Annotated in this window: 31 protein-coding genes and 4 tRNA genes; 31 read left to right on the top strand and 4 right to left on the bottom strand. The window is 42.7% G+C overall.

The window, feature by feature from the left end; translation table 11 throughout:
• Nucleotides 1-2 precede the first annotated feature (2 nt).
• The 27 genes from rplB to ACX1N5_RS02200 all read left to right on the top strand — a co-directional run bounded on the left by rplB (nucleotide 3) and on the right by ACX1N5_RS02200 (nucleotide 13,892).
• The gene (gene rplB, locus ACX1N5_RS02330; protein WP_004754250.1) at nucleotides 3-827 is read left to right on the top strand and encodes a 50S ribosomal protein L2; all 825 of its coding nucleotides are present in this window, start codon (nucleotides 3-5) and stop codon (nucleotides 825-827) included.
• Between the two features lie 13 nt (nucleotides 828-840).
• Nucleotides 841-1,116: a 30S ribosomal protein S19 gene (gene rpsS / locus ACX1N5_RS02325; RefSeq protein ID WP_004754249.1), complete on the top strand. Its 276-nt coding sequence runs from the start codon at nucleotides 841-843 to the stop codon at nucleotides 1,114-1,116.
• A gap of 11 nt (nucleotides 1,117-1,127) precedes the next feature.
• Entirely contained in the window at nucleotides 1,128-1,457 is a 330-nt protein-coding gene (gene rplV, locus ACX1N5_RS02320; RefSeq protein WP_004754247.1) for a 50S ribosomal protein L22, read from the top strand.
• Nucleotide 1,458: 1 nt separating this feature from the next.
• Nucleotides 1,459-2,211 (top strand): 30S ribosomal protein S3, encoded by a 753-nt coding sequence (gene rpsC, locus ACX1N5_RS02315; protein WP_004754245.1) that lies wholly within the window; start codon nucleotides 1,459-1,461, stop codon nucleotides 2,209-2,211.
• Between the two features lie 3 nt (nucleotides 2,212-2,214).
• A complete protein-coding gene (rplP, locus tag ACX1N5_RS02310) occupies nucleotides 2,215-2,628 on the top strand; it encodes a 50S ribosomal protein L16 (RefSeq protein ID WP_004754244.1) in 414 nt (137 codons plus the stop codon).
• A complete protein-coding gene (gene rpmC / locus ACX1N5_RS02305; protein ID WP_004754241.1) occupies nucleotides 2,628-2,825 on the top strand; it encodes a 50S ribosomal protein L29 in 198 nt (65 codons plus the stop codon). The genes rplP and rpmC overlap by 1 nt, the downstream gene beginning before the upstream one ends.
• Nucleotides 2,822-3,079: a 30S ribosomal protein S17 gene (gene rpsQ / locus ACX1N5_RS02300; RefSeq protein ID WP_458799796.1), complete on the top strand. Its 258-nt coding sequence runs from the start codon at nucleotides 2,822-2,824 to the stop codon at nucleotides 3,077-3,079. Before rpmC ends, rpsQ begins: the two co-directional genes overlap by 4 nt.
• A 92-nt stretch (nucleotides 3,080-3,171) precedes the next feature.
• Nucleotides 3,172-3,540: a 50S ribosomal protein L14 gene (gene rplN / locus ACX1N5_RS02295; RefSeq protein ID WP_004725701.1), complete on the top strand. Its 369-nt coding sequence runs from the start codon at nucleotides 3,172-3,174 to the stop codon at nucleotides 3,538-3,540.
• A 9-nt stretch (nucleotides 3,541-3,549) separates the two neighbouring features.
• On the top strand, nucleotides 3,550-3,867 hold the full coding sequence (gene rplX / locus ACX1N5_RS02290) for a 50S ribosomal protein L24 (protein WP_131379418.1): 318 nt from the start codon (nucleotides 3,550-3,552) through the stop codon (nucleotides 3,865-3,867).
• A 15-nt stretch (nucleotides 3,868-3,882) separates the two neighbouring features.
• Nucleotides 3,883-4,419: a 50S ribosomal protein L5 gene (rplE, locus tag ACX1N5_RS02285; protein ID WP_004754236.1), complete on the top strand. Its 537-nt coding sequence runs from the start codon at nucleotides 3,883-3,885 to the stop codon at nucleotides 4,417-4,419.
• Between the two features lie 9 nt (nucleotides 4,420-4,428).
• Nucleotides 4,429-4,734 carry a 30S ribosomal protein S14 gene (gene rpsN / locus ACX1N5_RS02280; protein WP_131379416.1) on the top strand — a complete coding sequence of 102 codons (306 nt, stop codon included), beginning with the start codon at nucleotides 4,429-4,431 and terminating at the stop codon, nucleotides 4,732-4,734.
• An 11-nt stretch (nucleotides 4,735-4,745) separates the two neighbouring features.
• The gene (gene rpsH / locus ACX1N5_RS02275; RefSeq protein ID WP_004754231.1) at nucleotides 4,746-5,141 is read left to right on the top strand and encodes a 30S ribosomal protein S8; all 396 of its coding nucleotides are present in this window, start codon (nucleotides 4,746-4,748) and stop codon (nucleotides 5,139-5,141) included.
• Between the two features lie 13 nt (nucleotides 5,142-5,154).
• Nucleotides 5,155-5,688 carry a 50S ribosomal protein L6 gene (rplF, locus tag ACX1N5_RS02270; protein ID WP_004754229.1) on the top strand — a complete coding sequence of 178 codons (534 nt, stop codon included), beginning with the start codon at nucleotides 5,155-5,157 and terminating at the stop codon, nucleotides 5,686-5,688.
• Between the two features lie 14 nt (nucleotides 5,689-5,702).
• Nucleotides 5,703-6,053 (top strand): 50S ribosomal protein L18, encoded by a 351-nt coding sequence (rplR, locus tag ACX1N5_RS02265; RefSeq protein WP_004754227.1) that lies wholly within the window; start codon nucleotides 5,703-5,705, stop codon nucleotides 6,051-6,053.
• A gap of 2 nt (nucleotides 6,054-6,055) precedes the next feature.
• Entirely contained in the window at nucleotides 6,056-6,553 is a 498-nt protein-coding gene (rpsE, locus tag ACX1N5_RS02260; protein WP_004754225.1) for a 30S ribosomal protein S5, read from the top strand.
• Nucleotides 6,554-6,559: 6 nt separating this feature from the next.
• On the top strand, nucleotides 6,560-6,736 hold the full coding sequence (gene rpmD / locus ACX1N5_RS02255) for a 50S ribosomal protein L30 (protein WP_000849088.1): 177 nt from the start codon (nucleotides 6,560-6,562) through the stop codon (nucleotides 6,734-6,736).
• A gap of 3 nt (nucleotides 6,737-6,739) precedes the next feature.
• Nucleotides 6,740-7,180: a 50S ribosomal protein L15 gene (gene rplO / locus ACX1N5_RS02250; RefSeq protein ID WP_045792483.1), complete on the top strand. Its 441-nt coding sequence runs from the start codon at nucleotides 6,740-6,742 to the stop codon at nucleotides 7,178-7,180.
• A gap of 45 nt (nucleotides 7,181-7,225) precedes the next feature.
• On the top strand, nucleotides 7,226-8,539 hold the full coding sequence (secY, locus tag ACX1N5_RS02245) for a preprotein translocase subunit SecY (RefSeq protein ID WP_171063188.1): 1,314 nt from the start codon (nucleotides 7,226-7,228) through the stop codon (nucleotides 8,537-8,539).
• Nucleotides 8,540-8,559: 20 nt separating this feature from the next.
• Nucleotides 8,560-8,676: a 50S ribosomal protein L36 gene (gene rpmJ, locus ACX1N5_RS02240; RefSeq protein WP_004754219.1), complete on the top strand. Its 117-nt coding sequence runs from the start codon at nucleotides 8,560-8,562 to the stop codon at nucleotides 8,674-8,676.
• Nucleotides 8,677-8,785: 109 nt separating this feature from the next.
• Nucleotides 8,786-9,142, top strand: a complete 357-nt coding sequence (gene rpsM, locus ACX1N5_RS02235; protein ID WP_004754218.1) for a 30S ribosomal protein S13 — start codon at nucleotides 8,786-8,788, stop codon at nucleotides 9,140-9,142.
• Nucleotides 9,143-9,161: 19 nt separating this feature from the next.
• On the top strand, nucleotides 9,162-9,548 hold the full coding sequence (gene rpsK / locus ACX1N5_RS02230) for a 30S ribosomal protein S11 (protein ID WP_001040166.1): 387 nt from the start codon (nucleotides 9,162-9,164) through the stop codon (nucleotides 9,546-9,548).
• Nucleotides 9,549-9,560: 12 nt separating this feature from the next.
• Nucleotides 9,561-10,184, top strand: coding sequence for a 30S ribosomal protein S4 (gene rpsD, locus ACX1N5_RS02225; RefSeq protein ID WP_004754216.1), 624 nt, complete (start codon nucleotides 9,561-9,563; stop codon nucleotides 10,182-10,184).
• Nucleotides 10,185-10,202: 18 nt separating this feature from the next.
• A complete protein-coding gene (locus ACX1N5_RS02220; protein ID WP_004754213.1) occupies nucleotides 10,203-11,210 on the top strand; it encodes a DNA-directed RNA polymerase subunit alpha in 1,008 nt (335 codons plus the stop codon).
• A gap of 18 nt (nucleotides 11,211-11,228) precedes the next feature.
• Entirely contained in the window at nucleotides 11,229-11,594 is a 366-nt protein-coding gene (gene rplQ, locus ACX1N5_RS02215) for a 50S ribosomal protein L17 (RefSeq protein ID WP_004754212.1), read from the top strand.
• 105 nt (nucleotides 11,595-11,699) lie between these two features.
• Entirely contained in the window at nucleotides 11,700-13,151 is a 1,452-nt protein-coding gene (locus tag ACX1N5_RS02210) for a flavin-containing monooxygenase (RefSeq protein WP_458799805.1), read from the top strand.
• Nucleotides 13,152-13,231: 80 nt separating this feature from the next.
• Nucleotides 13,232-13,489, top strand: a complete 258-nt coding sequence (locus tag ACX1N5_RS02205) for an FAD assembly factor SdhE (protein ID WP_004754208.1) — start codon at nucleotides 13,232-13,234, stop codon at nucleotides 13,487-13,489.
• On the top strand, nucleotides 13,476-13,892 hold the full coding sequence (locus ACX1N5_RS02200) for a protein YgfX (protein ID WP_458799807.1): 417 nt from the start codon (nucleotides 13,476-13,478) through the stop codon (nucleotides 13,890-13,892). Before ACX1N5_RS02205 ends, ACX1N5_RS02200 begins: the two co-directional genes overlap by 14 nt.
• 20 nt (nucleotides 13,893-13,912) lie before the next feature.
• Here the strand turns inward: ACX1N5_RS02200 and ACX1N5_RS02195 are convergent, their stop codons facing one another.
• From ACX1N5_RS02195 to rnr, 4 genes are all read right to left on the bottom strand, one after another.
• On the bottom strand, nucleotides 13,913-14,362 hold the full coding sequence (locus tag ACX1N5_RS02195) for a hypothetical protein (protein WP_458799809.1): 450 nt from the start codon (nucleotides 14,360-14,362) through the stop codon (nucleotides 13,913-13,915).
• Between the two features lie 11 nt (nucleotides 14,363-14,373).
• Nucleotides 14,374-14,595, bottom strand: a complete 222-nt coding sequence (locus ACX1N5_RS02190) for a YheV family putative zinc ribbon protein (RefSeq protein ID WP_004754199.1) — start codon at nucleotides 14,593-14,595, stop codon at nucleotides 14,374-14,376.
• 45 nt (nucleotides 14,596-14,640) lie between these two features.
• Nucleotides 14,641-16,680 carry a M3 family metallopeptidase gene (locus tag ACX1N5_RS02185; protein WP_458799811.1) on the bottom strand — a complete coding sequence of 680 codons (2,040 nt, stop codon included), beginning with the start codon at nucleotides 16,678-16,680 and terminating at the stop codon, nucleotides 14,641-14,643.
• A gap of 314 nt (nucleotides 16,681-16,994) precedes the next feature.
• A complete protein-coding gene (gene rnr, locus ACX1N5_RS02180; protein WP_458799813.1) occupies nucleotides 16,995-19,439 on the bottom strand; it encodes a ribonuclease R in 2,445 nt (814 codons plus the stop codon).
• A gap of 265 nt (nucleotides 19,440-19,704) precedes the next feature.
• Here rnr and ACX1N5_RS02175 point away from each other — a divergent pair.
• From ACX1N5_RS02175 to ACX1N5_RS02160, 4 genes are all read left to right on the top strand, one after another.
• Nucleotides 19,705-19,794, top strand: a tRNA-Ser gene (locus tag ACX1N5_RS02175).
• Between the two features lie 9 nt (nucleotides 19,795-19,803).
• Nucleotides 19,804-19,880, top strand: a tRNA-Arg gene (locus ACX1N5_RS02170).
• A 51-nt stretch (nucleotides 19,881-19,931) separates the two neighbouring features.
• A tRNA-Arg gene (locus ACX1N5_RS02165) sits at nucleotides 19,932-20,008 on the top strand.
• Between the two features lie 575 nt (nucleotides 20,009-20,583).
• A tRNA-Arg gene (locus tag ACX1N5_RS02160) sits at nucleotides 20,584-20,660 on the top strand.
• The last annotated feature ends 23 nt before the right edge of the window (nucleotides 20,661-20,683 follow it).

Genomic DNA, 20,683 nt, shown 5'->3' with positions numbered 1-20,683 from the left:
TTATGCCGATTCAAAAATGTAAGCCAACGTCTCCAGGGCGTCGCTTTGTTGAAAAAGTGGTTCATAACCATCTTCACAAAGGTGCACCTTATGCTCCGTTGGTTGAAGCTAAGAAACGCACTGGTGGCCGTAATAACAATGGTCACATTACGACTCGCCATGTAGGTGGTGGTCATAAACAGCACTATCGTCTTGTTGACTTTAAACGTAACAAAGATGGTATTCCTGCTACTGTAGAACGTATTGAATACGATCCTAACCGTACTGCACACATTGCATTAGTTTTGTATGCTGACGGTGAACGTCGCTATATCATTGCGCCTAAAGGCTTGCGTGCTGGTGATAAAGTACAATCTGGTAACGATGCTCCAATTCGTCCAGGTAACTGCTTACCACTTCGTAACATGCCAATCGGTTCTACACTACACAACGTTGAACTTAAAATCGGTAAAGGTGCTCAGTTAGCACGTTCTGCTGGTACTTCAGTTCAATTGTTAGGTCGTGATGGTTCTTACGCAATTGTTCGTCTACGTTCAGGCGAAATGCGTAAAATTCATGTTGAATGTCGCGCTGTAATTGGTGAAGTTTCTAACCAAGAAAACAACCTTCGCTCATTGGGTAAAGCTGGTGCTGCGCGCTGGCGTGGTGTTCGTCCTACCGTACGTGGTATGGCAATGAACCCAGTTGATCACCCACATGGTGGTGGTGAAGGGCGTAACAAAGGTATTCAACCTGTGAGCCCATGGGGTCAAAAAGCTAAAGGGTACAAGACACGTACCAATAAGCGTACGACTAAGATGATTATTCGCGACCGTCGCGTCAAGTAAAGGAATCTGACTAATGCCTCGTTCTCTGAAAAAAGGTCCATTCGTCGATGCGCACTTGTTCGCTAAGGTTGAAGCGGCTGTTGCGGCTAATAACCGTAAGCCGATCAAGACTTGGTCTCGTCGTTCGATGATCCTTCCAGATTTTGTTGGTCTAACAATTTCTGTTCACAATGGTCGTAACCATGTTCCAGTAATTATTTCTGAGCATATGGTTGGTCATAAACTCGGTGAATTCGCGCCAACTCGTACCTATCGTGGTCACGGTGTTGATAAGAAATCTAAACGTTAATAGGTGCTATGATGGAAGTAACTGCTAAATTACGCGGTGCCGCTATCTCGGCACAGAAAGCTCGTTTGGTTGCAGATCTAATTCGTGGCAAATCTGTTGCTCACGCTTTAAACATCTTAAACTTCAGCAACAAAAAAGCTGCAGTTTTGGTGAAAAAAGCGTTGGAATCTGCAATTGCAAACGCTGAACACAATAACAGTTTAGATGTTGACGATCTTAAAGTTTCTACGATCTACGTTGATGAAGGCATCAGCCTTAAACGTATTATGCCACGTGCTAAAGGCCGTGCAGATCGTATTACTAAGCGTACTTGTCACATCACCGTTAAGGTAGGGGTTTGATATGGGTCAGAAGGTTCATCCAATCGGTATCCGCCTAGGTGTTGTGAAACGTCATAACGCTAACTGGTATGCGAGTCCGAAACAATACGCTGAATACTTGCTTAAAGATTTGCAAGTTCGTGAGTTTTTAACTAAAAAACTTAAGAATGCAATGATCAGCAATATTCTTATCGAACGCCCTACAGGCGCGGCTAAAGTAACAATTAGCACTGCGCGTCCTGGTATCGTAATCGGTAAAAAAGGCGAAGACATTGAAAAATTACAGCGCGAACTTACCAATATTATGGGTGTTCCAGCGCAAGTAAGCATCAACGAAATTGATCGCCCTGACTTGGACGCTCGTCTAGTTGCTGAAGCTATCGCTTCTCAATTGGAAAAACGTGTAATGTTCCGTCGTGCTATGAAACGTGCGGTTCAAAATACGATGCGTGCTGGTGCTAAAGGTATCAAAGTTGAAGTTTCTGGTCGTTTAGGTGGTGCGGAAATCGCACGTACTGAATGGTATCGTGAAGGTCGTGTACCTTTGCATACACTTCGTGCTGACATCGACTACGCGACTATGCGTGCAGAAACTACTTACGGTACGATTGGTGTTAAAGTTTGGATTTTCCGTGGTGAAATCTTGGGCGGCATGAAACAAGTCATGAACCCAGCACCAGCTGAGGAACGTCCAGCTAAGCGCGGTCGTGGTCGTGGTGAAGGTCAAGAGCGTCGTGGTCGTCGTTCAGACCGTGCTGCAGACAAGGGAGAATAATCCATGTTGCAACCAAAACGTACCAAATTCCGTAAAGTGCAAAAAGGCCGTAACACTGGTCTAGCACATCGTGGTAGTACAGTATCATTTGGTTCGATTGCGATTAAAGCTACTGAACGTGGTCGTATGACTGCTCGTCAGATCGAAGCTGCGCGTCGTACCATTAGCCGTCGTATTAAACGTGGTGGTAAAATCTTCATCCGCGTATTTCCAGACAAACCAATTACCGAAAAACCATTAGAAGTACGTATGGGTAACGGTAAAGGTAATGTGGAATACTGGGTTTGCGAGATCAAACCAGGTAAGATCCTGTACGAAATTGAAGGTGTGAACGAAGAATTAGCGCGTGAAGCATTTGCTTTGGCTGCTGCTAAACTTCCGTTTAAAACCACTATCGTGACTCGGACGGTAATGTAATGAAAACTAAAGATCTACGTGAAAAATCGGTAGAAGAGTTGAAAGCTTTGCTTGATGAGCAACAGCTTAACCAATTCCGTCTTCGTATGGCAAAGGCAACTGGTCAATTGGGTAAATCTCATGAAGTACAAGTTGCTCGCAAAGCGATTGCTCGTATTAAGACACTCCTTACCGAAAAACAGGGGAACGGACAATGAATGAAAAAACAGTCCGCACGTTAACCGGCAAAGTTGTAAGCGACAAAATGGACAAGTCTATTGTTGTTCTTATTGAACGCCGAGTTCAACACCCGTTGTATGGCAAATCAATCCGCCGTTCAACAAAATTACACGCTCATGATGAGAACAATACTGCTAAAACTGGCGATATCGTAACCATCAAAGAAAGCCGCCCAATTTCTAAAACTAAAGCTTGGGCTTTAGTGGAAGTAGTTGAAGCAGCTGCTGAGTAATTAGACGTTCTTGTTGCATCATCGGTCAATTTCGAGTACGCTATGCGTCTTTCGAAATTGTGACCGGTGATGCTCGGTTTTGGAGTAGGGCAATGATTCAAACCGAAAGTATGCTCGACGTAGCAGACAACAGTGGTGCTCGCCGCGTACAATGTATTAAAGTACTTGGTGGTTCACATCGTCGTTATGCATCTGTTGGCGACATTATTAAAGTTACTGTAAAAGAAGCAATTCCGCGTGGCCGTGTTAAAAAAGGTGACGTGATGAATGCTGTAGTTGTACGTACAAAATTCGGCATCCGTCGTCCAGATGGTTCTGTTATCCGTTTTGATGATAACGCAGCTGTTATTTTGAACAACAACAAAGCTCCGATTGCAACTCGTATCTTCGGACCAGTGACTCGTGAACTTCGTACTGAACAGTTCATGAAAATCATTTCATTGGCTCCTGAAGTTCTATAAGAGGCGATCATGGCTAAGATTAAAAAAGGCGATCAGGTTCTCGTGATCGCAGGTAAAGAAAAAGGCAAACAGGGTGCTGTTCTGTCTGTTTCTGAAGACCGTGTTAAGGTTGAAGGCCTTAACTTAGTGAAGAAGCATCAAAAGCCAAACCGTGTAACTGGCGCTGAAGGCGGTATTGTTACTCAGGAAGCTTCGCTTCATATCTCAAACGTGGCAATTTTAAATGCTACAACCCAAAAGGCTGACCGTATTGGTTACCAAGTGATTGAAGGCGTGAAAACTCGCGTTTATAAATCAAATGGTGAACCAGTGGCGGTAGCGAAGTAATAGGTTGAAACGGCAATGGCCAGACTTAAAACACGTTACAATGAAGAACTTAAAGCTCAATTGCAAGAGCAATTGGGCGTTAAGAATGTGATGGAAATTCCTCGCATTACAAAAATCACTCTTAACATGGGTGTGGGTGCTGCATCAGCTGATAAAAAATTATTAGATGGCGCACTTTCTGACATGCAAGCAATTGCTGGTCAAAAACCAGTGCTTACACTTGCACGTAAATCTATCGCTGGTTTCAAAATCCGTGATGGTTGGCCAATCGGTTGTAAAGTGACTTTACGTGGCGAACGTATGTACGAATTCTTGGACCGTTTGATCGCAATCGCAATCCCTCGTATCCGTGACTTCCGTGGTTTCTCAGCGAAATCTTTCGACGGTCGTGGTAACTACTCGATGGGTTTGAAAGAGCAAATCGTTTTCCCTGAAATCGATTTTGACAAGATTGATCGTATTCGTGGTATGGATATTACTATCACTACTACTGCTCGCACCGATGACGAAGGCCGTGCGCTTATGCGTGCATTCGGCTTCCCGTTCAAATAAGAGGTCGATATGGCTAAGAAAGGTATGATTAATCGCGAATTAAAACGCGAAAAAACTGTTGCTAAATTTGCTACCAAACGTGCTGAATTAAAAGCTACGATTGCAAATGTAAATGCAAGCGACGAAGAGCGTTTTGAAGCGATGATGAAGTTACAAGCATTGCCACGTAATGCATCTCCTGTACGTCTTCGCAACCGTTGTGGTTTAACTGGTCGTCCTCATGGTTATTTCCGTAAGTTCGGTCTAAGCCGTAACAAATTACGTGATACTGTGATGCAAGGTGATGTACCAGGCGTTGTTAAGGCAAGCTGGTAAGGAGCGACTAAATGAGTATGCAAGATACCGTTGCCGACATGCTAACACGTGTTCGTAACGCACAAATGGCTAAGAAATCAACTGTTTCTATGCCAAGCTCTAAATTGAAAGTTGCTATTGCAAACGTATTAGAGCAAGAAGGTTATATTTCAAATGTAGATGTTGCTGATAACGAAGGCAAAGCTACTTTGACTATTACTTTAAAATATTTTGAAGGCAAGCCAGTTATTGAAACTGTGAAACGCGTAAGCCGTCCAGGTCTTCGCCAATATCGCGGTAAAGATAAACTTCCTAGCGTTAAGCAAGGTTTGGGTATTGCAATTGTTTCTACAAGCAAAGGCATCATGACTGATCGCGCTGCACGTGCTGCAGGTGTTGGTGGTGAAGTTATTGCTTTTGTTTCTTAATAGGTGATTCCTCATGTCTCGTGTGGCTAAAGCCCCAGTAACTGTACCTAACGGTGTAACAGTTACTCAGAACGGCCGGCAGGTCGAAGTGAAAGGCACTAAAGGTACATTGTCTTTCAACCTGCATGCGCTGGTCGAGCTAGAACAGGAAGAAGGTAAACTTCAAATTGCTCCAGTTAAAGAGTCAAAAGACGCTTGGATGCAAGCTGGTACTGCTCGCGCTGTATTGAACAACCTTGTTAAGGGTGTTAACGAAGGTTTTGAACGTAAGTTGCAACTTATCGGTGTCGGTTACAAAGCTGCGATCAAAGGAAATGTGGTTAATTTAAACCTAGGTTTCTCGCATCCAATCGACTACGTATTGCCTGAAGGTGTAACTGCAGAAACTCCAACAGCAACTGAAATCGTTTTGAAATCAGCGAATAAGCAATTGTTGGGTCAAGTGGCTGCAAATATCCGTTCTTACCGTTCACCAGAGCCGTATAAAGGTAAAGGTGTTCGTTACTCGGATGAAGTTGTTCTTCGTAAAGAAGCTAAGAAGAAATAAGGCGCGAGGTTCTTATGAACGAAAAGAAACAATCCCGTTTGCGTCGTGCGAAAAGCACACGCTTGCACATTCGTGCATTGGGTGCGACTCGTTTGTGTGTAAACCGCACTCCGCGTCACATCTATGCTCAAGTTATCTCAGCAGATGGTGGCAAAGTTTTAGCGCAAGCTTCTACTTTGGATGCATCTTTACGTGCTGGTGCAACTGGTAACATTGAAGCAGCGACTAAAGTTGGTGCATTAATCGCAGAACGTGCGAAAGCAGCTGGTGTAACTAAAGTTGCATTTGACCGTTCTGGTTTTAAATATCATGGTCGTATTAAAGCCTTGGCTGATGCTGCTCGTGAAGGCGGCTTGGAGTTCTAATCATGGCGAAAGTTGAACAAAACGAAGGTCTCGTTGAGAAGCTGGTTGCCGTTGATCGTGTAGCCAAGGTTGTTAAAGGTGGTCGTATCTTCTCTTTCACAGCATTGACTGTGGTTGGTGATGGTAATGGTCGTGTAGGTTTTGGTCGTGGTAAAGCACGTGAAGTTCCAGCTGCTATTTCTAAAGCACTTGAAGCTGCTCGTCGTAACATGATCACTGTAGACCTTGCTGGTACTACTTTACAACATCCTGTGAATGCTCGTCATGGTGCAAGCCGTGTATATATGCAACCTGCTTCAGAAGGTACTGGCGTAATTGCTGGTGGCGCTATGCGTGCTGTTCTTGAAGCTGCAGGTGTACATAACGTACTTGCTAAATGTTATGGTTCTACCAATGCTGCAAACGTAGTAAACGCAACTTTTAAAGGTTTGCGTGACATGACTTCTCCTGAGAAAGTCGCTGCGAAACGTGGTAAATCAGTAGAACAAATTCAAGGGTAATCGATCATGAAAACGATTAAAGTTACCCAGACTAAATCTAGCTCGCATCGTTTAAAAAATCATAAACTTTGCCTTCAAGGTCTAGGTCTGCGTCGCATCGGTCATACTGTAGAAGTGCAAGACACTCCTTCTAACCGTGGTATGATCAATAAAGTCTACTATATGGTTAGTGTAGAGGAATAAGCCATGACTCTGCGTTTAAACGAACTTGCGCCTGCAGAAGGTGCTAAACGCGAACATCGTCGTCTTGGCCGTGGTATCGGTTCAGGTGTTGGTAAGACTGGTGGTCGTGGTGTTAAAGGTCAGAAATCACGTAAGAGCGGTGGTGTACGTCCAGGTTTTGAAGGTGGTCAAACAGCGATTTATCGTCGTTTACCTAAATTTGGTTTCACTAGCCAAATCGCTTTAAAAACTGCTGAAGTACGTCTATCTGAACTTACTAAAGTGGAAGGCGACATTGTTAGCCTTGAAACTTTAAAAGCTGCAAACGTGGTACGTCGTGATCAAATTCGTGCTCGCGTTGTACTTTCTGGTGAAGTAACTCGTGCATTTACTGTTAAAGGTGTTGCATTGACTAAAGGCGCACAGGCTGCAATTGAAGCTGCTGGCGGTAAAGTCGAGGAGTAATCACTAGTGTCTATGTCTCCTAGTTCCTCAGGTCATGTTAACATGATGAAAGGTCAACCATTTCACGTGAAATATCGTGAAATTATTCGGCGGATGGTTTTTCTTATCTGTGCCTTGTTGGTCTTTCGGCTAGGATCGCATATTCCAGTACCAGGCATTAATAATGCTGCACTTGAACGACTTTTTAATGCAAACCAAGGGACTATCCTTGGTTTGTTTAACATGTTTTCAGGTGGTGCATTACAACGAATGTCTATTCTTGCCCTAGGGATCATGCCATACATCTCTGCATCAATTATTGTGCAGTTAATGTCTACCGTGATTCCTTCGCTCGAAGCTTTGAAAAAAGAAGGTGAGCAAGGTAAGCGTAAAATTAACCAGTATACACGTCAAGGCACATTATTACTTGCAGTTGTACAAGCAACGGGGATGTGTGCTGGTCTGATTAGTCAAGGGATTACCTTGACGAATGGTCTGGCATTTTATGTACCTGCAGTGAGTTCGCTTGTTGCAGGCACAATGTTCTTGATGTGGCTTGGAGAGCAAATTACCGAGCGTGGAATTGGTAATGGCATCTCAATGATTATTTTTGCTGGAATTGTTGCCAATTTACCAAATATGGTTTTGCAATTTTTCTCAGCTGATAGTCAGACAAGCATGATTGGCGTGGTTGTTTTTGCTTTGATTGCGCTTGCTGTCTTGGCTGCAATCGTATTTATCGAAAAGGCACAACGTCGTATTTCGGTAAACTATGCACAAAAACAGCAAGGTCGTCGTATTTTTACGGCTCAGCAAACACATTTGCCATTAAAAATTAATATGGCAGGGGTGATTCCTGCAATTTTTGCAAGCTCATTGTTATTATTTCCAGCAAGTTTGGGACAATGGGTTGGAAGCGCTGATCCGAATGCTGGTGTAATAAAGCGTACACTGCAAGATTTGGCACTTGTTTTGTCGCCTGGACATACTTTGTATTTGGTGCTCTTTGGTGCGTTAATTATCTTTTTCTGTTATTTTTATACGGCGCTTGTATTTAGTCCAAAAGAAGTAGCGGAAAACTTAAAACGCAGCGGAGCTTATGTGCCTGGTATTCGCCCAGGTGAGCAAACTGCTCGTTATTTAGATTATATTCTCAATCGTTTGACCTTTATTGGGGCAATATATATTACAGTGATCTGTTTGATGCCAATGATTTTACAAAGTGCCTTTGGTATGACTGTAAATATTGGTGGTACATCGCTGTTAATTGTTGTTGTTGTTGTGATGGATTTTATGGCGCAGTTACAAGCCCATTTGACTTCACACCAATATGATAATCAGACGCTCATGAGAAAAACGACTGCTCATCCGAAGGGATAAGCGCACTTAGAGGTTTCATCATGAAAGTACAGGCTTCTGTAAAGAAAATTTGTGGTAGCTGTAAAGTTATCCGTCGTAATGGGGTAGTTCGCGTAATTTGTAGCGCTGAACCCCGTCATAAGCAGCGTCAAGGTTAATTTGTAATTAAGACCTGTTGATTTCAGTAGGCGAATTGGGTTACTATCCGCCCCTCAAGATTTTTGTGGGGCGGTTGATTATCTCGACCTGCCTTTTTGGAGAAAGTGAATGGCTCGTATTGCCGGTGTAAACATTCCGGATAACAAGCATGCTGTTATCTCCCTCACGTACATTTTTGGTGTTGGTCGCCACACTGCTAAGAATATCTTGGCTGCTGTTGGTATTGCTACAACAACTAAAGTGCGTGAATTGGATGATGCTCAGCTTGATGCGATTCGTGCAGAAGTTGCTAAGGTTCCTACCGAAGGTGACTTACGTCGCGAAATTTCCATGAACATTAAACGTTTAATGGATTTAGGCTGCTATCGCGGTCTTCGTCATCGTCGTAGCTTGCCTGTCCGCGGTCAACGCACCAAAACTAACGCACGTACCCGTAAAGGTCCGCGCAAACCGATTAAAAAGTAAGATTTCTGGAAGCTAAAAGATGGCTAAAGATACTCGCACACGCAAGAAGGTCACTCGTACCGTCTCTGAAGGTGTTGCACACATTCACGCGTCTTTTAATAACACCATTGTAACGATTACCGATCGTCAAGGTAATGCATTGGCTTGGGCTACCTCTGGTGGACAAGGCTTCCGTGGTTCACGTAAATCAACTCCGTTTGCTGCTCAGGTAGCTGCTGAAGTTGCTGGTAAAGCAGCTTTGGATTACGGTTTGAAAAATCTGGACGTCCTTGTAAAAGGTCCTGGTCCTGGTCGTGAGTCTGCGGTTCGTGCATTAGGTGCAGTGGGTTATAAAATTAACAGCATTACCGATGTGACGCCTATCCCTCACAACGGTTGCCGTCCACCTAAAAAACGTCGCGTGTAAGGAGAAACATTCATGGCTCGTTATATTGGTCCAAAATGCAAACTCTCTCGCCGCGAAGGGACAGACCTGCAACTTAAATCTGGCGTTAAACCATTTGACGTCAAAACTAAAAAGCATGCAAAAGCGCCTGGTCAACATGGCCAAGCTCGCGGAAAGCAATCTGAGTATTCACTACAATTACGTGAAAAACAAAAAGTCCGTCGTATGTACGGCGTGTTAGAGCGTCAATTTAGTAACTACTATAAAGAAGCAGCTCGTGTTAGAGGTGCAACAGGTGAAAACTTGTTGAAACTGCTTGAAAGCCGCCTTGATAACGTAGTTTATCGCATGGGTTTCGGTTCTACACGTGCAGAAGCTCGTCAGCTTGTAAGTCACCGTTCTATTACATTGAATGGTCGTCGCGTTAACATCGCGTCTATTCAAGTTAAAGCGGGTGATGTAATTGCTGTTCATGAAGGTGCTAAACAACAATTGCGTATTAAAAATGCAATTGAGTTAGCGACTCAACGTGGTATTCCTGCTTGGATTGAAGTTGATCACTCTAAGTTTGAAGGTACGTTCAAAGCTGCACCAGATCGTTCAGATCTACCTGCTGAAATCAATGAAAGCTTGATTGTAGAATTGTATTCTAAATAATCCTTGAGGTAGCAATAAATGACGCGTACTGCAAACGAGTTTCTAACTCCGCAAGCGATCAAGGTCGAAGCGGCAAGCGGGACCTCGGCAAAAGTGATTCTGGAACCTTTAGAGCGTGGCTTTGGTCACACTCTTGGTAATGCTTTACGTCGCATTCTATTGTCTTCTTTACCTGGCGCTGCTGTGGTTGAAGTAGAGATAGAAGGTGTCGAGCACGAGTACAGTACTTTAGAAGGCTTGCAGCAGGACATCGTCGAGCTCTTGCTGAACCTTAAAGGATTGTCTATTAAGCTGTTCGATCAAAACGAAGCTTACCTGACATTAGAAAAACAAGGTCCAGGAGATGTAACAGCTGCTGACCTTCGTTTACCTCATAATGTTGAATTGGTGAATCCTGAGCATTTGATCGGCACGTTAAGTGCTACAGGCGCATTAAAAATGCGTTTGAAAGTGTCTCAAGGTCGCGGTTATGAAACATCTGACTCACGTTTCCCTGAAGGTGAAACACGTCCGGTAGGTCGTTTGCAGTTAGATGCTTCTTATAGCCCAATCAAGCGTGTGTCTTATACCGTTGAAAATGCGCGTGTAGAACAACGTACAGACCTTGATAAGCTGGTCATTGATCTTGAAACCAACGGTACAGTTGATCCTGAAGAAGCTATCCGCAAAGCGGCAACAATCTTGCAACAACAAATTGCAATTTTTGTTGATCTTCAGAAAGATCAAGCTCCTGTTGCTCAAGAACCTCGCGAAGAAGTCGATCCAATTTTGCTTCGTCCAGTAGATGATCTCGAGCTTACTGTTCGTTCTGCTAACTGTTTGAAAGCAGAAAATATTTACTACATTGGTGATCTTGTACAACGCACTGAAGTTGAGTTGTTAAAAACTCCTAACTTAGGTAAAAAATCGTTGACTGAGATTAAAGATGTTTTAGCTTCGAAAGGCTTGCAGCTCGGCATGCGCTTAGAAAACTGGCCACCAGCTAGTTTGCGTATGGACGATCGTTTCGCCTATCGTAGCCGTTAATTAAGTAGGACTATCACCATGCGTCATCGTAATAGTGGTGTGAAATTAGGCCGTACAAGCAGCCATCGTAAGGCGTTGTTCCAAAATTTAACGAATGCTTTAGTTGAGCACGAGTTAATTAAAACAACTTTGCCTAAAGCGAAAGAACTTCGCCGCGTTGCTGAGCCTTTAATCACTTTAGCTAAAAACGATACAGTAGCAAACCGCCGTTTAGCGTTTGCTCGTACTCGTAATGCAGCAACTGTTGGTAAATTATTTACCGTTCTTGGCCCTCGTTACAAAGAACGTAATGGCGGTTATCTACGTGTTCTTAAAGCGGGCTTTCGTGCAGGTGATGCTGCACCGATGGCTTACGTTGAACTTGTAGATCGCGAAGTTAAATAATTTCGCAACAAGAACGTAGTTGTTCAGAAAAAGGTCGGTTTTTACCGACCTTTTTTTATGCAAAATTGGGCTTATAATTAATTAAATTTCAAAAAACTGATGCTTATGACATATGAAGTTGATGTACTGATAATTGGAGCTGGAATTTCGGGTATAGGTGCGGCAGTACATTTGCAACAACATTGCCCACAACTGAGTTTTAAGATATTAGAACGCCGACAAAATATTGGGGGGACTTGGGATTTATTTCGATATCCCGGGATTCGTTCCGATTCTGATATGTCTACATTGAGTTATCAGTTTTATCCTTGGCTTAAAGATCAGACATTAGCAGACGGACAGTCTATTCAAAAATATTTATATGACGTCGTAGAACATTATAAATTATTCGATAAAATTTCCTTTGGGCAGCAAGTTGTTGCAGCAAATTACAGCACACAACAAAAATGCTGGCAGCTTAAAACTCAAAATGCACAGCAGCAGAGTGAAGTATGGAAAGCTCGATTTATTATCAGTTGCACTGGTTATTATAATTATGACCAAGGTTATCTTCCCCAATTTCCCAAACAACAAGACTTTCAGGGCTCTATTGTCCATCCACAACAATGGTCATCAGACACTGAATATCAAGGTAAAAATATTATTGTGATTGGCAGTGGAGCAACTGCCGTAACATTGGTTCCTGCTTTGGTAAAAGGTGGGGCAAAACAGGTGACGATGTTGCAACGCTCTCCTAGCTATGTGGCGAGCGTCTCTGCATACGACAAAACTTATCAGTATTTACGTCAGCACCTGCCTGTTAAATGGGCATATCGCTGGGTGCGTGGACGCAATATTGTATTGCAAAGAGCAGTTTACTCTGTTGCACGTCGAGCACCACAATTGACCAAACGATTATTGTTAAAAGCAGTTGCACAGGAGTTGCAAGGTCAGGTGGATATGCGCCATTTTACTCCAAGTTATGCACCTTGGGATCAACGTCTGTGTGCTGTCCCTGATGGTGATCTGTTCCAGGTGTTGCGAAATGGCCAGGCTCAAATTTGTACCGATCAGATTGATTATTTTACTGCCTCAGGAATTCGGTTAAAGTCTGGGCAACATTTGGAAGCTGATCTGGTTGTTGCAGCAACAGGCTTACAAATACAGTTGCTTGGAGGTTTAAAGTTAACGGTTGATCATCAACCTGTCGATCTTGCTGAAAAAATGTTGTATCAGGGGACTTTGTTAAGTGATGTACCTAATTTTGCTTTGATGATTGGTTATAGCAATGCATCGTGGACACTTAAAGTAGATATTGCAGCAGATTATATTTGCCGACTACTGAACTATATGCACAAGCATGCTTATCGAGAAGTGATGCCTATGACTGATGTAACCCAGCGTCTGTCTGGAACGGTTATGGGAGCGCTTTCTGCGGGTTATTTGCAACGTGCCGCTGAACATATGCCAAAACAGGGGCGGCAGTTACCATGGAGAATCTCGCATAATTATTTACTAGATAAACTGGTGCTGAAATATGCAGGTTTTCGGGATAAAAATTTAAAATTTGGTCGCTAAATAAAATCATGATGCTGGCTATTTAGTTTTTTCAAATTCTTGTTACACTACTTGGCATAACAATGGGACTGGAAATAATTATGTCAGACGATATCAGTTTAGAAGAACGCAAAGTGATCTACCGTGCACGTCGTGGATTGAAAGAAATTGATGTTTATTTTGACCCGTATGTTCGACAATATTATTTGCATGCGAGCCCTGAAGAAAAAGCTTTATTTGCAGAGTTGATTGATCAGGAAGATCCAGATTTGCTGGATTGGTTTATGGACGTTGGCGAACCGCCACGTGCCGAATTAAAAGAATTAATTATCAAGCTTAAACATTATGTTCACCAGTAATTTAAGTTTTCAGTTAAAGCCAAGCAAAGTTGCTTGGTTTTTTCAATTTGGGCTATATAGCTTGCTCATGTTGCTCTGTTATTTGACATTGGCTTGGTATCTTGTAGTACTCGTTGGTTTGTTGGCATTACTGGCATGGTATGTCTTTATGAAACAACGACAGGTCGTTGCATTTGCACAATTAAAAGAAAATGAATGGACAGCTAAATACACAAGAACATCTCAGATTCAGCACCTGAGTTTAAAAAAATTACTGGATCATGAGATTTATATTGTGTTGTATTGGCAGGAAGAAGCGCAGCCTTGTATTGTTTGGAGAGATCAACTGACTTTAAAGGAATGGAAGCAACTAAAAATTTTAGCAAAACTGCATCGAGCTAGTGTGCCTATAATGGCAGACTGAGCCTGAATGTAGGCGAATTTTTATTTTGATGATTTTTGCTGTCCTGCAAGTTGCTGCTCAAGTAGTTTGATTTGTTGTTGTTTGAGTTCGATGATGCGATCAGCATCGGTATGTTGAGCTTTGAGCGTTGCTTCTTGCTCTTTTAACTGTTGTTGAATATCTTCAAGTTTGGAGACCTCTTCTTTAGCCAAAGCAGGGTTTTGCGGTATCGGCTGTTTAAGCGTCTCATCATTCAGAAGTGATTTAGGTTGTTCAGTATGTGTTGGCTGTACTTTAGGTATTACCGCTGGTTCTGAAACAGGTCGGGCCATAGGTGGCGCCTGAGTTTTTGAGTGTACGGTTGCTTGTTGGGTTGGTGGAGCGGGATGGTTTACAAACCATGATTGCCAAACAAATATACCAGCACAAATGGCAAAAAGGACGCCAATAAGAATCCAAAGCAATAAAGAATTTGATTTATTTGTTTTCATAATCAGGTCAATTAATGATTTGACGGGTTGGATTGGCGTGGGCGAAATTGAATTACGCCCACGTCATCAGCGACAGCTGGAGTTTCTGGTTGATCGATATGGGTTGGTCGATTTTCACTGTAACCACATTCGATGCATTCAATCCATTCATGTTCATTTTCGGTCAGCATGACAACGCGGTCTAACGCTTCACATTTAGGACATTTCGCACCTGCAATGAATCGTTTTTTCATAAAATGCTACCTTAAACCATGAGTCATGAATTTTGAGTGCATAGTTTAAGCGTTTTTAGGCACTTTCGTCCAACCCTGATGGCGTAATAACGCATCAATTTTAGGCTCACGACCACGAAAATGCACGAAGGCATCCAAAGCTGTATCTTGACCACCCACAGCTAAAATGGCCTTGCGGAAATCATTTCCTGTAGAGGTATTAAAAATACCTTCATTTTCAAAGCGGTCAAAAGCATCACTGGCTAAAACCTCTGCCCATTTATAAGAATAGTAGCCAGCAGCGTAGCCACCTGCAAAAATATGGCTAAAACTATGCTGGAAACGGTTATAAGGTGTTGTTGGTAAAACCGCAACACGTTGACGAATGTGGTTGAGAGTCTGTTGGATTTGCGGTGTGCTTAATGCAGGAGTATGTTGATGAATTTCTAAATCAAACAGGGCAAACTCAAGTTGACGTAAAGTTTGCATACCTGATTGGAAGAAGCGCGCATCAAGCAATGCGTTTAATAAATTCTGTGGCAGAGTTTGTTTCGTTTCAACATGTTCACTGATTAGATCCAGACTGGCTTTGTCCCATGTCCAAAACTCCATAAACTGGCTTGGCAATTCTACTGCATCCCATGCCACGCCATGTGTTCCAGCAACAGAAATATTATCCACTTCGGTCAGCAGGTGGTGTAAACCATGCCCAAACTCATGGAATAGCGTGGTGACTTCATCATGAGTGAGTAATGCAGGCTGCTCGCCAACAGGTGGCGTAAAGTTGCAGACCATATAGCAAATCGGTTTTTGTAATGCAGTTGGAGTTTGCATGCGGGAACGGAAACCGCTCATCCATGCACCGCCACGCTTACCGCTGCGCGCATAGAGGTCTAAGTAAAAACCTCCAATGATTTGCCCCTGATCTTCGATTTCAAAGTAACGCACGTCAGATTGCCAGACTGGCGCAGAGCGTTCCTGAATCTGAATACCATATAAGCGCTGTACGATTTCAAATAAACCTTGTACGACTTTTGGTGCAGGGAAATAAGGCTTTAAGGCTTCTTGGGATAGGTTGAATTGCTGCTGTTTAAGTTTTTCAGAATAAAAACTGCTGTCCCAAGGTTGTAGTTCTTCAATCCCATCTTGTTGGGCTATCGCTTTGAGTTCCGCAATTTCTTGCAAGGCAGGTGCACGCGCATGCTCAGCCAGCTCATTTAAGAAGTCAAAAACGGTCTGAACATTTGGTGCCATTTTGCTGGCAAGGGAATATGCTGCATAATTTTCAAACCCGAGCAGTTGAGCTATTTCCTGACGTAAACTCAAGATCTCTTGCATGATTTCAGAGTTGTCAAATTCAGTATGCTCAGCTTGCTCAGAGGCACGTGTAGTGTAGGCTTTATATAGCTCTTCACGTAAAGCACGATCTTGAGCATAAGTCATGATTGCCAAGTACGATGGAAAATCCAGTGTAGCGACAGGCTGGTCGAGTTCACGCTGCTGACCGTATTGTTTAAGCAGGGCAATGCTGCTGTCTGGTAAGCCTTTAAGTTGTGCTTCGGTTAGAGGTTTAAAATAGGCTTGGGTTGCATCTAATACATGGTTGGAAAAGTCTGAAGCAAGCTGTGACAAGCGTGCTGAAATTTCTGCATAGCGCTGTTTCGCTGCACCTTCAAGTGCAACACCTGACAGTTTGAAATCGCGTAAGCCAAGTTTAATGGCACTTTGCTGTGCAGCACTTAAGCTAGAAAATTCGCTGCGGTCATGTAAATGCTGATAAGTTTGGTATAGCGCTGTGTGTTGACCGAGCTGTGTATAGTATTCGCTTAATGCGGGCAAGAGCGATTGATAGACTTCCCGAGTTGTCGCATTGTTCATCACTGCATTTAAATGTGACAAAATGCCCCATGATTCATTCAGATTATTTTCAAGCGAGTCCATTTGCTGGAGTACTTGAGTTTGGGCATTAAAATCATCAGGGGCTTGAGTTAGCTCAACAAGAAACTTTAACCCATCTTGGATATGCTGTTGAATCTGTGTTTTTAATGTATCGAGGTGGATTTTGTCGAACTGGGGGACGGGAAGGGTTGCTTGTTGTAATGTCATTGTCTGAGCCATCAAATATAAACTATATTGCTAGATTTAAGGTTTAGGACAGAGGAAATCAAGGGAAACTTTGTCTGTTATGAACTTATATCCATATATTTAGTTTATTTGAGTTGAATCAAGATCTGTTCGAAGGAGATTTCACCATAATGGGAATTTACTTCATCTGAATATTACGCAATGCTGTCTTTAATACAGTGACGCTAAAATAAATAGAATTTTTTAAATCTACTTCTTCATCAAAATCGTTTGTTCTTTTCAGTGTTAAAGCGTGAAAAAAAGTAAAAGAGCCGAAGCTCTTTTACTTAGATGGGTTAATCCTGCCGAGATTTAGCATTGGCTTTTTTCTTCTTCACTTTATCTTTTTTCTTGGCTTTGTCTTTGCTTTTAGTCTCAGCTTTACCAGAGGATTTCTTGTCCGATTTTTTGTTGTAAGAAATCGGTTTATTTTTTTCCTTTTTCTTACGAACAGGCTGCTCACCATCTTGCTGCTCTGTTGTAACTGCAGTCACCTGATTATTAAAGACTTGCTCCTGTACTTCTCGAACAACAGGTTTTGTGGCACGTGGCGCGCGGCTGCGAATGGCACGGCCTGCGTGGCTAATTTGCTTGAGTAATTCAAAGTCAATTTTACGTTCTGCAAGATTCACGCCAGCAACTTTAATATTGAGTTCATCACCTAAACCAAAAATTTGACCACGGTTTTGTCCAATTAAAGTTTGGCTAGCAGGGTCATAAATAAAGAAATCATCACCGAGCTGGCTAATGTGAATCATGCCATCGACATATAGATCTTTAAGCGTGACAAATAAACCAAACTCAGTGACTGCGCTGATGATGCCAACAAACTCCTCACCCAGATGCTGTTGCATATAATGACATTTCAGCCATGTGGTGACGCTACGCGATGCTTCATCGGCACGGCGTTCAGTTTGTGAGAAATGTTCACCTGCATCATCAAGGGCAGCACCAGACAAGGCATACTTTTTCTGATGCAAATGTGCTTTGATCGCACGGTGTAATAACAAGTCAGGGTAGCGGCGAATTGGCGAGGTAAAATGAGTATAGGCTTCATATGCTAGACCATAGTGTCCTGCATTTTTTGCGCCGTAGAAGGCTTGCATCATAGAGCGTAATAACACGGCATGAATGCTGGGTGCATCAATGCGGTCTTTGGTCGCTTCAATGACTTTCTGATAATCCGCTTGAGTTGGCTGTTCAGGGAAATGAATGCCTAAATTTAGCAATTTTACAAAGTCACGAACTTTTTTGATACGTGAGAATTCGGGTGCTTCATGTACACGGTACAACATTGGAATGTCATGTTCCAAGGCATATTCGGCTGCTGCGACATTGGCAAGCAACATACATTCTTCGATTAACTTATGTGCGTCATTACGGCTACGCGGCAAAATTTCTTTAATGCCACCTAGTTCATCAAAAGTCATATAAGTTTCAACAGTTTCAAATTCCATCGCGTGGCGATCTGCACGCAAGTCTTTTAAAATTTGATAAAGCTGAAACAACGTATTAATTGATTTGTGAATTTCACGGCTTTCAGGAATCGCTTGTGAATCACCTTCTAAATACTGATTGACTTGGTTATAGGTTAAACGCGCTTTAGAATGCATTACCGCAGGGTAGAACTCATAACCTGTCACTCGCCCTGTACGAGAAAGTTTCAGGTCACAGACCATACATAAACGGTCAACATGTGGGTTCAGTGAACATAAACCATTGGAAAGTGCTTCTGGCAGCATTGGCAAGACAAAATGCGGGAAATACACGGATGTGCCACGTTCCTGCGCTTCATGATCCAGAGGTTTTTCTAAACGCACATAATGGCTGACATCTGCAATCGCGACCACCACACGATAACCGCCACCTGGGCGTTTTTCTGCATAGACTGCATCATCGAAGTCACGGGCGTCTTCGCCGTCAATTGTCACTAAAGCCAAATCTCGGACATCGACACGCCCTTGAGCATCTTTGGCTGAAGGTTCTTTAAAGCTCGCAGCTTCTTGAAGAACCTCTTCAGGGAATTCGTATGGTAATCCAAACTCTAGAATAGTTTGTGGAATAATAATTTCGGTATCTGCTTTGTCCGCCATCGACTGTACAATATGCCCTGTGGCAAATTCTTCGCGGGTTGGATAAGTGTCGATTGCGACACGTAAGCTATCACCGACTTTGGCTTGAGCATGTTCGATGAGTTGCTTTTCCAAAGTAATCGGTTGATGGTTATTTGGCGTGTTAGGTTGAATGAAATATTCACCCTCGTGCTCGGCAACTTTACCAATCAGCTGTTTGACCCGATGCTGTACAACCTCAGTAATATGCCCCCATGCTTTACCTTTACGATCTACGGAGGTTTGGCGTACCTTGACACGGTCACCATTAAAAACCAAACGTAACTCACGTTCAGGCAGAAGCAGGTCATCTTGACCGTCAATATGGGCTGAGCCTAAACCTTTACTATTAATATAAACGGTGGCTTCGTAACTCGGTTGATCTTTAAGCAGTTGGAACTTTAAGCCGTCCTTGCCCAGTTGACCATCACGTACCATTGCACTTAAACGGTGACTCAGTGCTTCGATACTTTTCTCATCTTGCAGATTAAAATGATCAACCAGTTCAGCATGTGATTGTGCTGTTTGTAATTGTTCAAGGCTGGTTAAAATTAAAGTACGGCTAGGAATTGGATTGTCGTAACGTTCCGCTTCCGCTTTGGCTTCAGGATCGACCCAGTTTTTCATCATATTATATAGCTTCTTATCAGCAGATAGGTTTAGCATAAGTCATGCAGAAATAGACTGCACGTAAATCATTGCAAGAATGTGTTGAAATGTCAGTTTTTATGCATGCAGAGCTAAGTACAAACAATTTTAACAAGAAAGTCGCCTAAAAAATCAGCGTGTTGTTTGAAATCGCTTAAAAAATAGGTGATTGAGTGAAAAAAATAGAAAAAATAGTAATCTTGACTTGAACAGCTGCGCTTTAGTTTGTATTATTGCGTCCTGTTACGGTGAGATGGGTGAGTGGCTGAAACCACGTCCCTGCTAAGGACGCATACGGGTAACTGTATCGAGGGTTCGAATCCCTCTCTCACCGCCATTTACTTACGCGCTCATAGCTCAGCTGGATAGAGCACTTGGCTACGAACTAAGGGGTCGGGAGTTCGAATCTCTCTGAGCGCACCAAGTAAATTAAATAGGCAAAAGTAACACCGCCGATATAGGCAACAAGTATACGCGCTCATAGCTCAGCTGGATAGAGCACTTGGCTACGAACTAAGGGGTCGGGAGTTCGAATCTCTCTGAGCGCACCAACTTGATAAATTACCGCTTTTAAAGCGGTTTTTTTATGCCTGAAATTTATAAAAATAAGTTACCTATAAAAATTACCCTGTCAAAAAACTAGAGCAGCAGGGACAGCAACTTTCTCAAACAGTTTTATTTAATTTGCTACATGCCCAGTAAAAAATCGCATTGCATCAACAACAAGGTTATGAAGTAGTCGTGGATGATCTTCTTTAGATATGTATTTACAGTAGTGGTGCCAGTAGTCGGGATAGGCCTGATCTGTACCCACTCGAAGTTCAGACTAGGTATCAGGCGAATTGCAACAAGGCGATTGTGGTTATGCTGAAAAAGCCCGACGAGTGTAGCAGCAATATTGTCTGAATGATTTTGATCTGGTTTGTGCTTATGCAGATAGTTCAAATGACCATGCTGTTGACACTGGCTGATAAAAAATTATCAGTGGTGGGAAGTTTTTAATTAAGTTGTATTTTTAGCCAGTAATCACTCATTTTGCTTAATAATTATGCACTTGTAATTAATCTGTCAAAAAAGACTAGGTTTTTTGCAAAAAGTACGTATAATGCCCATCCATCAAGACAATGCGCTCATAGCTCAGCTGGATAGAGCACTTGGCTACGAACTAAGGGGTCGGGAGTTCGAATCTCTCTGAGCGCACCAACTTGATGAAAATGAAAAAAACC

Source organism: Acinetobacter sp. ANC 4636 (assembly GCF_054454555.1).
Note: the sequence above shows the minus strand (reverse complement) of the source record. Positions and strands in the feature narration are given on the sequence as shown.

Bases quoted from the DNA above. Each gene is read 5' to 3' on its own strand.
- rpsE (WP_004754225.1), top strand. From the start codon at position 6,056: ATGGCGAAAGTTGAACAAAACGAAGGTCTCGTTGAGAAGCTGGTTGCC.
- rplX (WP_131379418.1), top strand. From the start codon at position 3,550: ATGGCTAAGATTAAAAAAGGCGATCAGGTTCTCGTGATCGCAGGTAAA.
- rpsM (WP_004754218.1), top strand. From the start codon at position 8,786: ATGGCTCGTATTGCCGGTGTAAACATTCCGGATAACAAGCATGCTGTT.
- ACX1N5_RS02190 (WP_004754199.1), bottom strand. From the start codon at position 14,595: ATGAAAAAACGATTCATTGCAGGTGCGAAATGTCCTAAATGTGAAGCG.
- rplR (WP_004754227.1), top strand. From the start codon at position 5,703: ATGAACGAAAAGAAACAATCCCGTTTGCGTCGTGCGAAAAGCACACGC.
- rpsK (WP_001040166.1), top strand. From the start codon at position 9,162: ATGGCTAAAGATACTCGCACACGCAAGAAGGTCACTCGTACCGTCTCT.
- rplE (WP_004754236.1), top strand. From the start codon at position 3,883: ATGGCCAGACTTAAAACACGTTACAATGAAGAACTTAAAGCTCAATTG.
- rplB (WP_004754250.1), top strand. From the start codon at position 3: ATGCCGATTCAAAAATGTAAGCCAACGTCTCCAGGGCGTCGCTTTGTT.
- rplV (WP_004754247.1), top strand. From the start codon at position 1,128: ATGGAAGTAACTGCTAAATTACGCGGTGCCGCTATCTCGGCACAGAAA.
- rpmC (WP_004754241.1), top strand. From the start codon at position 2,628: ATGAAAACTAAAGATCTACGTGAAAAATCGGTAGAAGAGTTGAAAGCT.
- ACX1N5_RS02200 (WP_458799807.1), top strand. From the start codon at position 13,476: ATGTTCACCAGTAATTTAAGTTTTCAGTTAAAGCCAAGCAAAGTTGCT.
- ACX1N5_RS02205 (WP_004754208.1), top strand. From the start codon at position 13,232: ATGTCAGACGATATCAGTTTAGAAGAACGCAAAGTGATCTACCGTGCA.
- rplQ (WP_004754212.1), top strand. From the start codon at position 11,229: ATGCGTCATCGTAATAGTGGTGTGAAATTAGGCCGTACAAGCAGCCAT.
- ACX1N5_RS02210 (WP_458799805.1), top strand. From the start codon at position 11,700: ATGACATATGAAGTTGATGTACTGATAATTGGAGCTGGAATTTCGGGT.
- rpmD (WP_000849088.1), top strand. From the start codon at position 6,560: ATGAAAACGATTAAAGTTACCCAGACTAAATCTAGCTCGCATCGTTTA.
- ACX1N5_RS02220 (WP_004754213.1), top strand. From the start codon at position 10,203: ATGACGCGTACTGCAAACGAGTTTCTAACTCCGCAAGCGATCAAGGTC.
- rnr (WP_458799813.1), bottom strand. From the start codon at position 19,439: ATGATGAAAAACTGGGTCGATCCTGAAGCCAAAGCGGAAGCGGAACGT.
- ACX1N5_RS02185 (WP_458799811.1), bottom strand. From the start codon at position 16,680: ATGACATTACAACAAGCAACCCTTCCCGTCCCCCAGTTCGACAAAATC.
- rpmJ (WP_004754219.1), top strand. From the start codon at position 8,560: ATGAAAGTACAGGCTTCTGTAAAGAAAATTTGTGGTAGCTGTAAAGTT.
- rpsQ (WP_458799796.1), top strand. From the start codon at position 2,822: ATGAATGAAAAAACAGTCCGCACGTTAACCGGCAAAGTTGTAAGCGAC.
- ACX1N5_RS02195 (WP_458799809.1), bottom strand. From the start codon at position 14,362: ATGAAAACAAATAAATCAAATTCTTTATTGCTTTGGATTCTTATTGGC.
- rplN (WP_004725701.1), top strand. From the start codon at position 3,172: ATGATTCAAACCGAAAGTATGCTCGACGTAGCAGACAACAGTGGTGCT.
- rpsS (WP_004754249.1), top strand. From the start codon at position 841: ATGCCTCGTTCTCTGAAAAAAGGTCCATTCGTCGATGCGCACTTGTTC.
- rpsN (WP_131379416.1), top strand. From the start codon at position 4,429: ATGGCTAAGAAAGGTATGATTAATCGCGAATTAAAACGCGAAAAAACT.
- rplO (WP_045792483.1), top strand. From the start codon at position 6,740: ATGACTCTGCGTTTAAACGAACTTGCGCCTGCAGAAGGTGCTAAACGC.
- rpsC (WP_004754245.1), top strand. From the start codon at position 1,459: ATGGGTCAGAAGGTTCATCCAATCGGTATCCGCCTAGGTGTTGTGAAA.
- rpsH (WP_004754231.1), top strand. From the start codon at position 4,746: ATGAGTATGCAAGATACCGTTGCCGACATGCTAACACGTGTTCGTAAC.
- secY (WP_171063188.1), top strand. From the start codon at position 7,226: ATGAAAGGTCAACCATTTCACGTGAAATATCGTGAAATTATTCGGCGG.
- rplP (WP_004754244.1), top strand. From the start codon at position 2,215: ATGTTGCAACCAAAACGTACCAAATTCCGTAAAGTGCAAAAAGGCCGT.
- rpsD (WP_004754216.1), top strand. From the start codon at position 9,561: ATGGCTCGTTATATTGGTCCAAAATGCAAACTCTCTCGCCGCGAAGGG.
- rplF (WP_004754229.1), top strand. From the start codon at position 5,155: ATGTCTCGTGTGGCTAAAGCCCCAGTAACTGTACCTAACGGTGTAACA.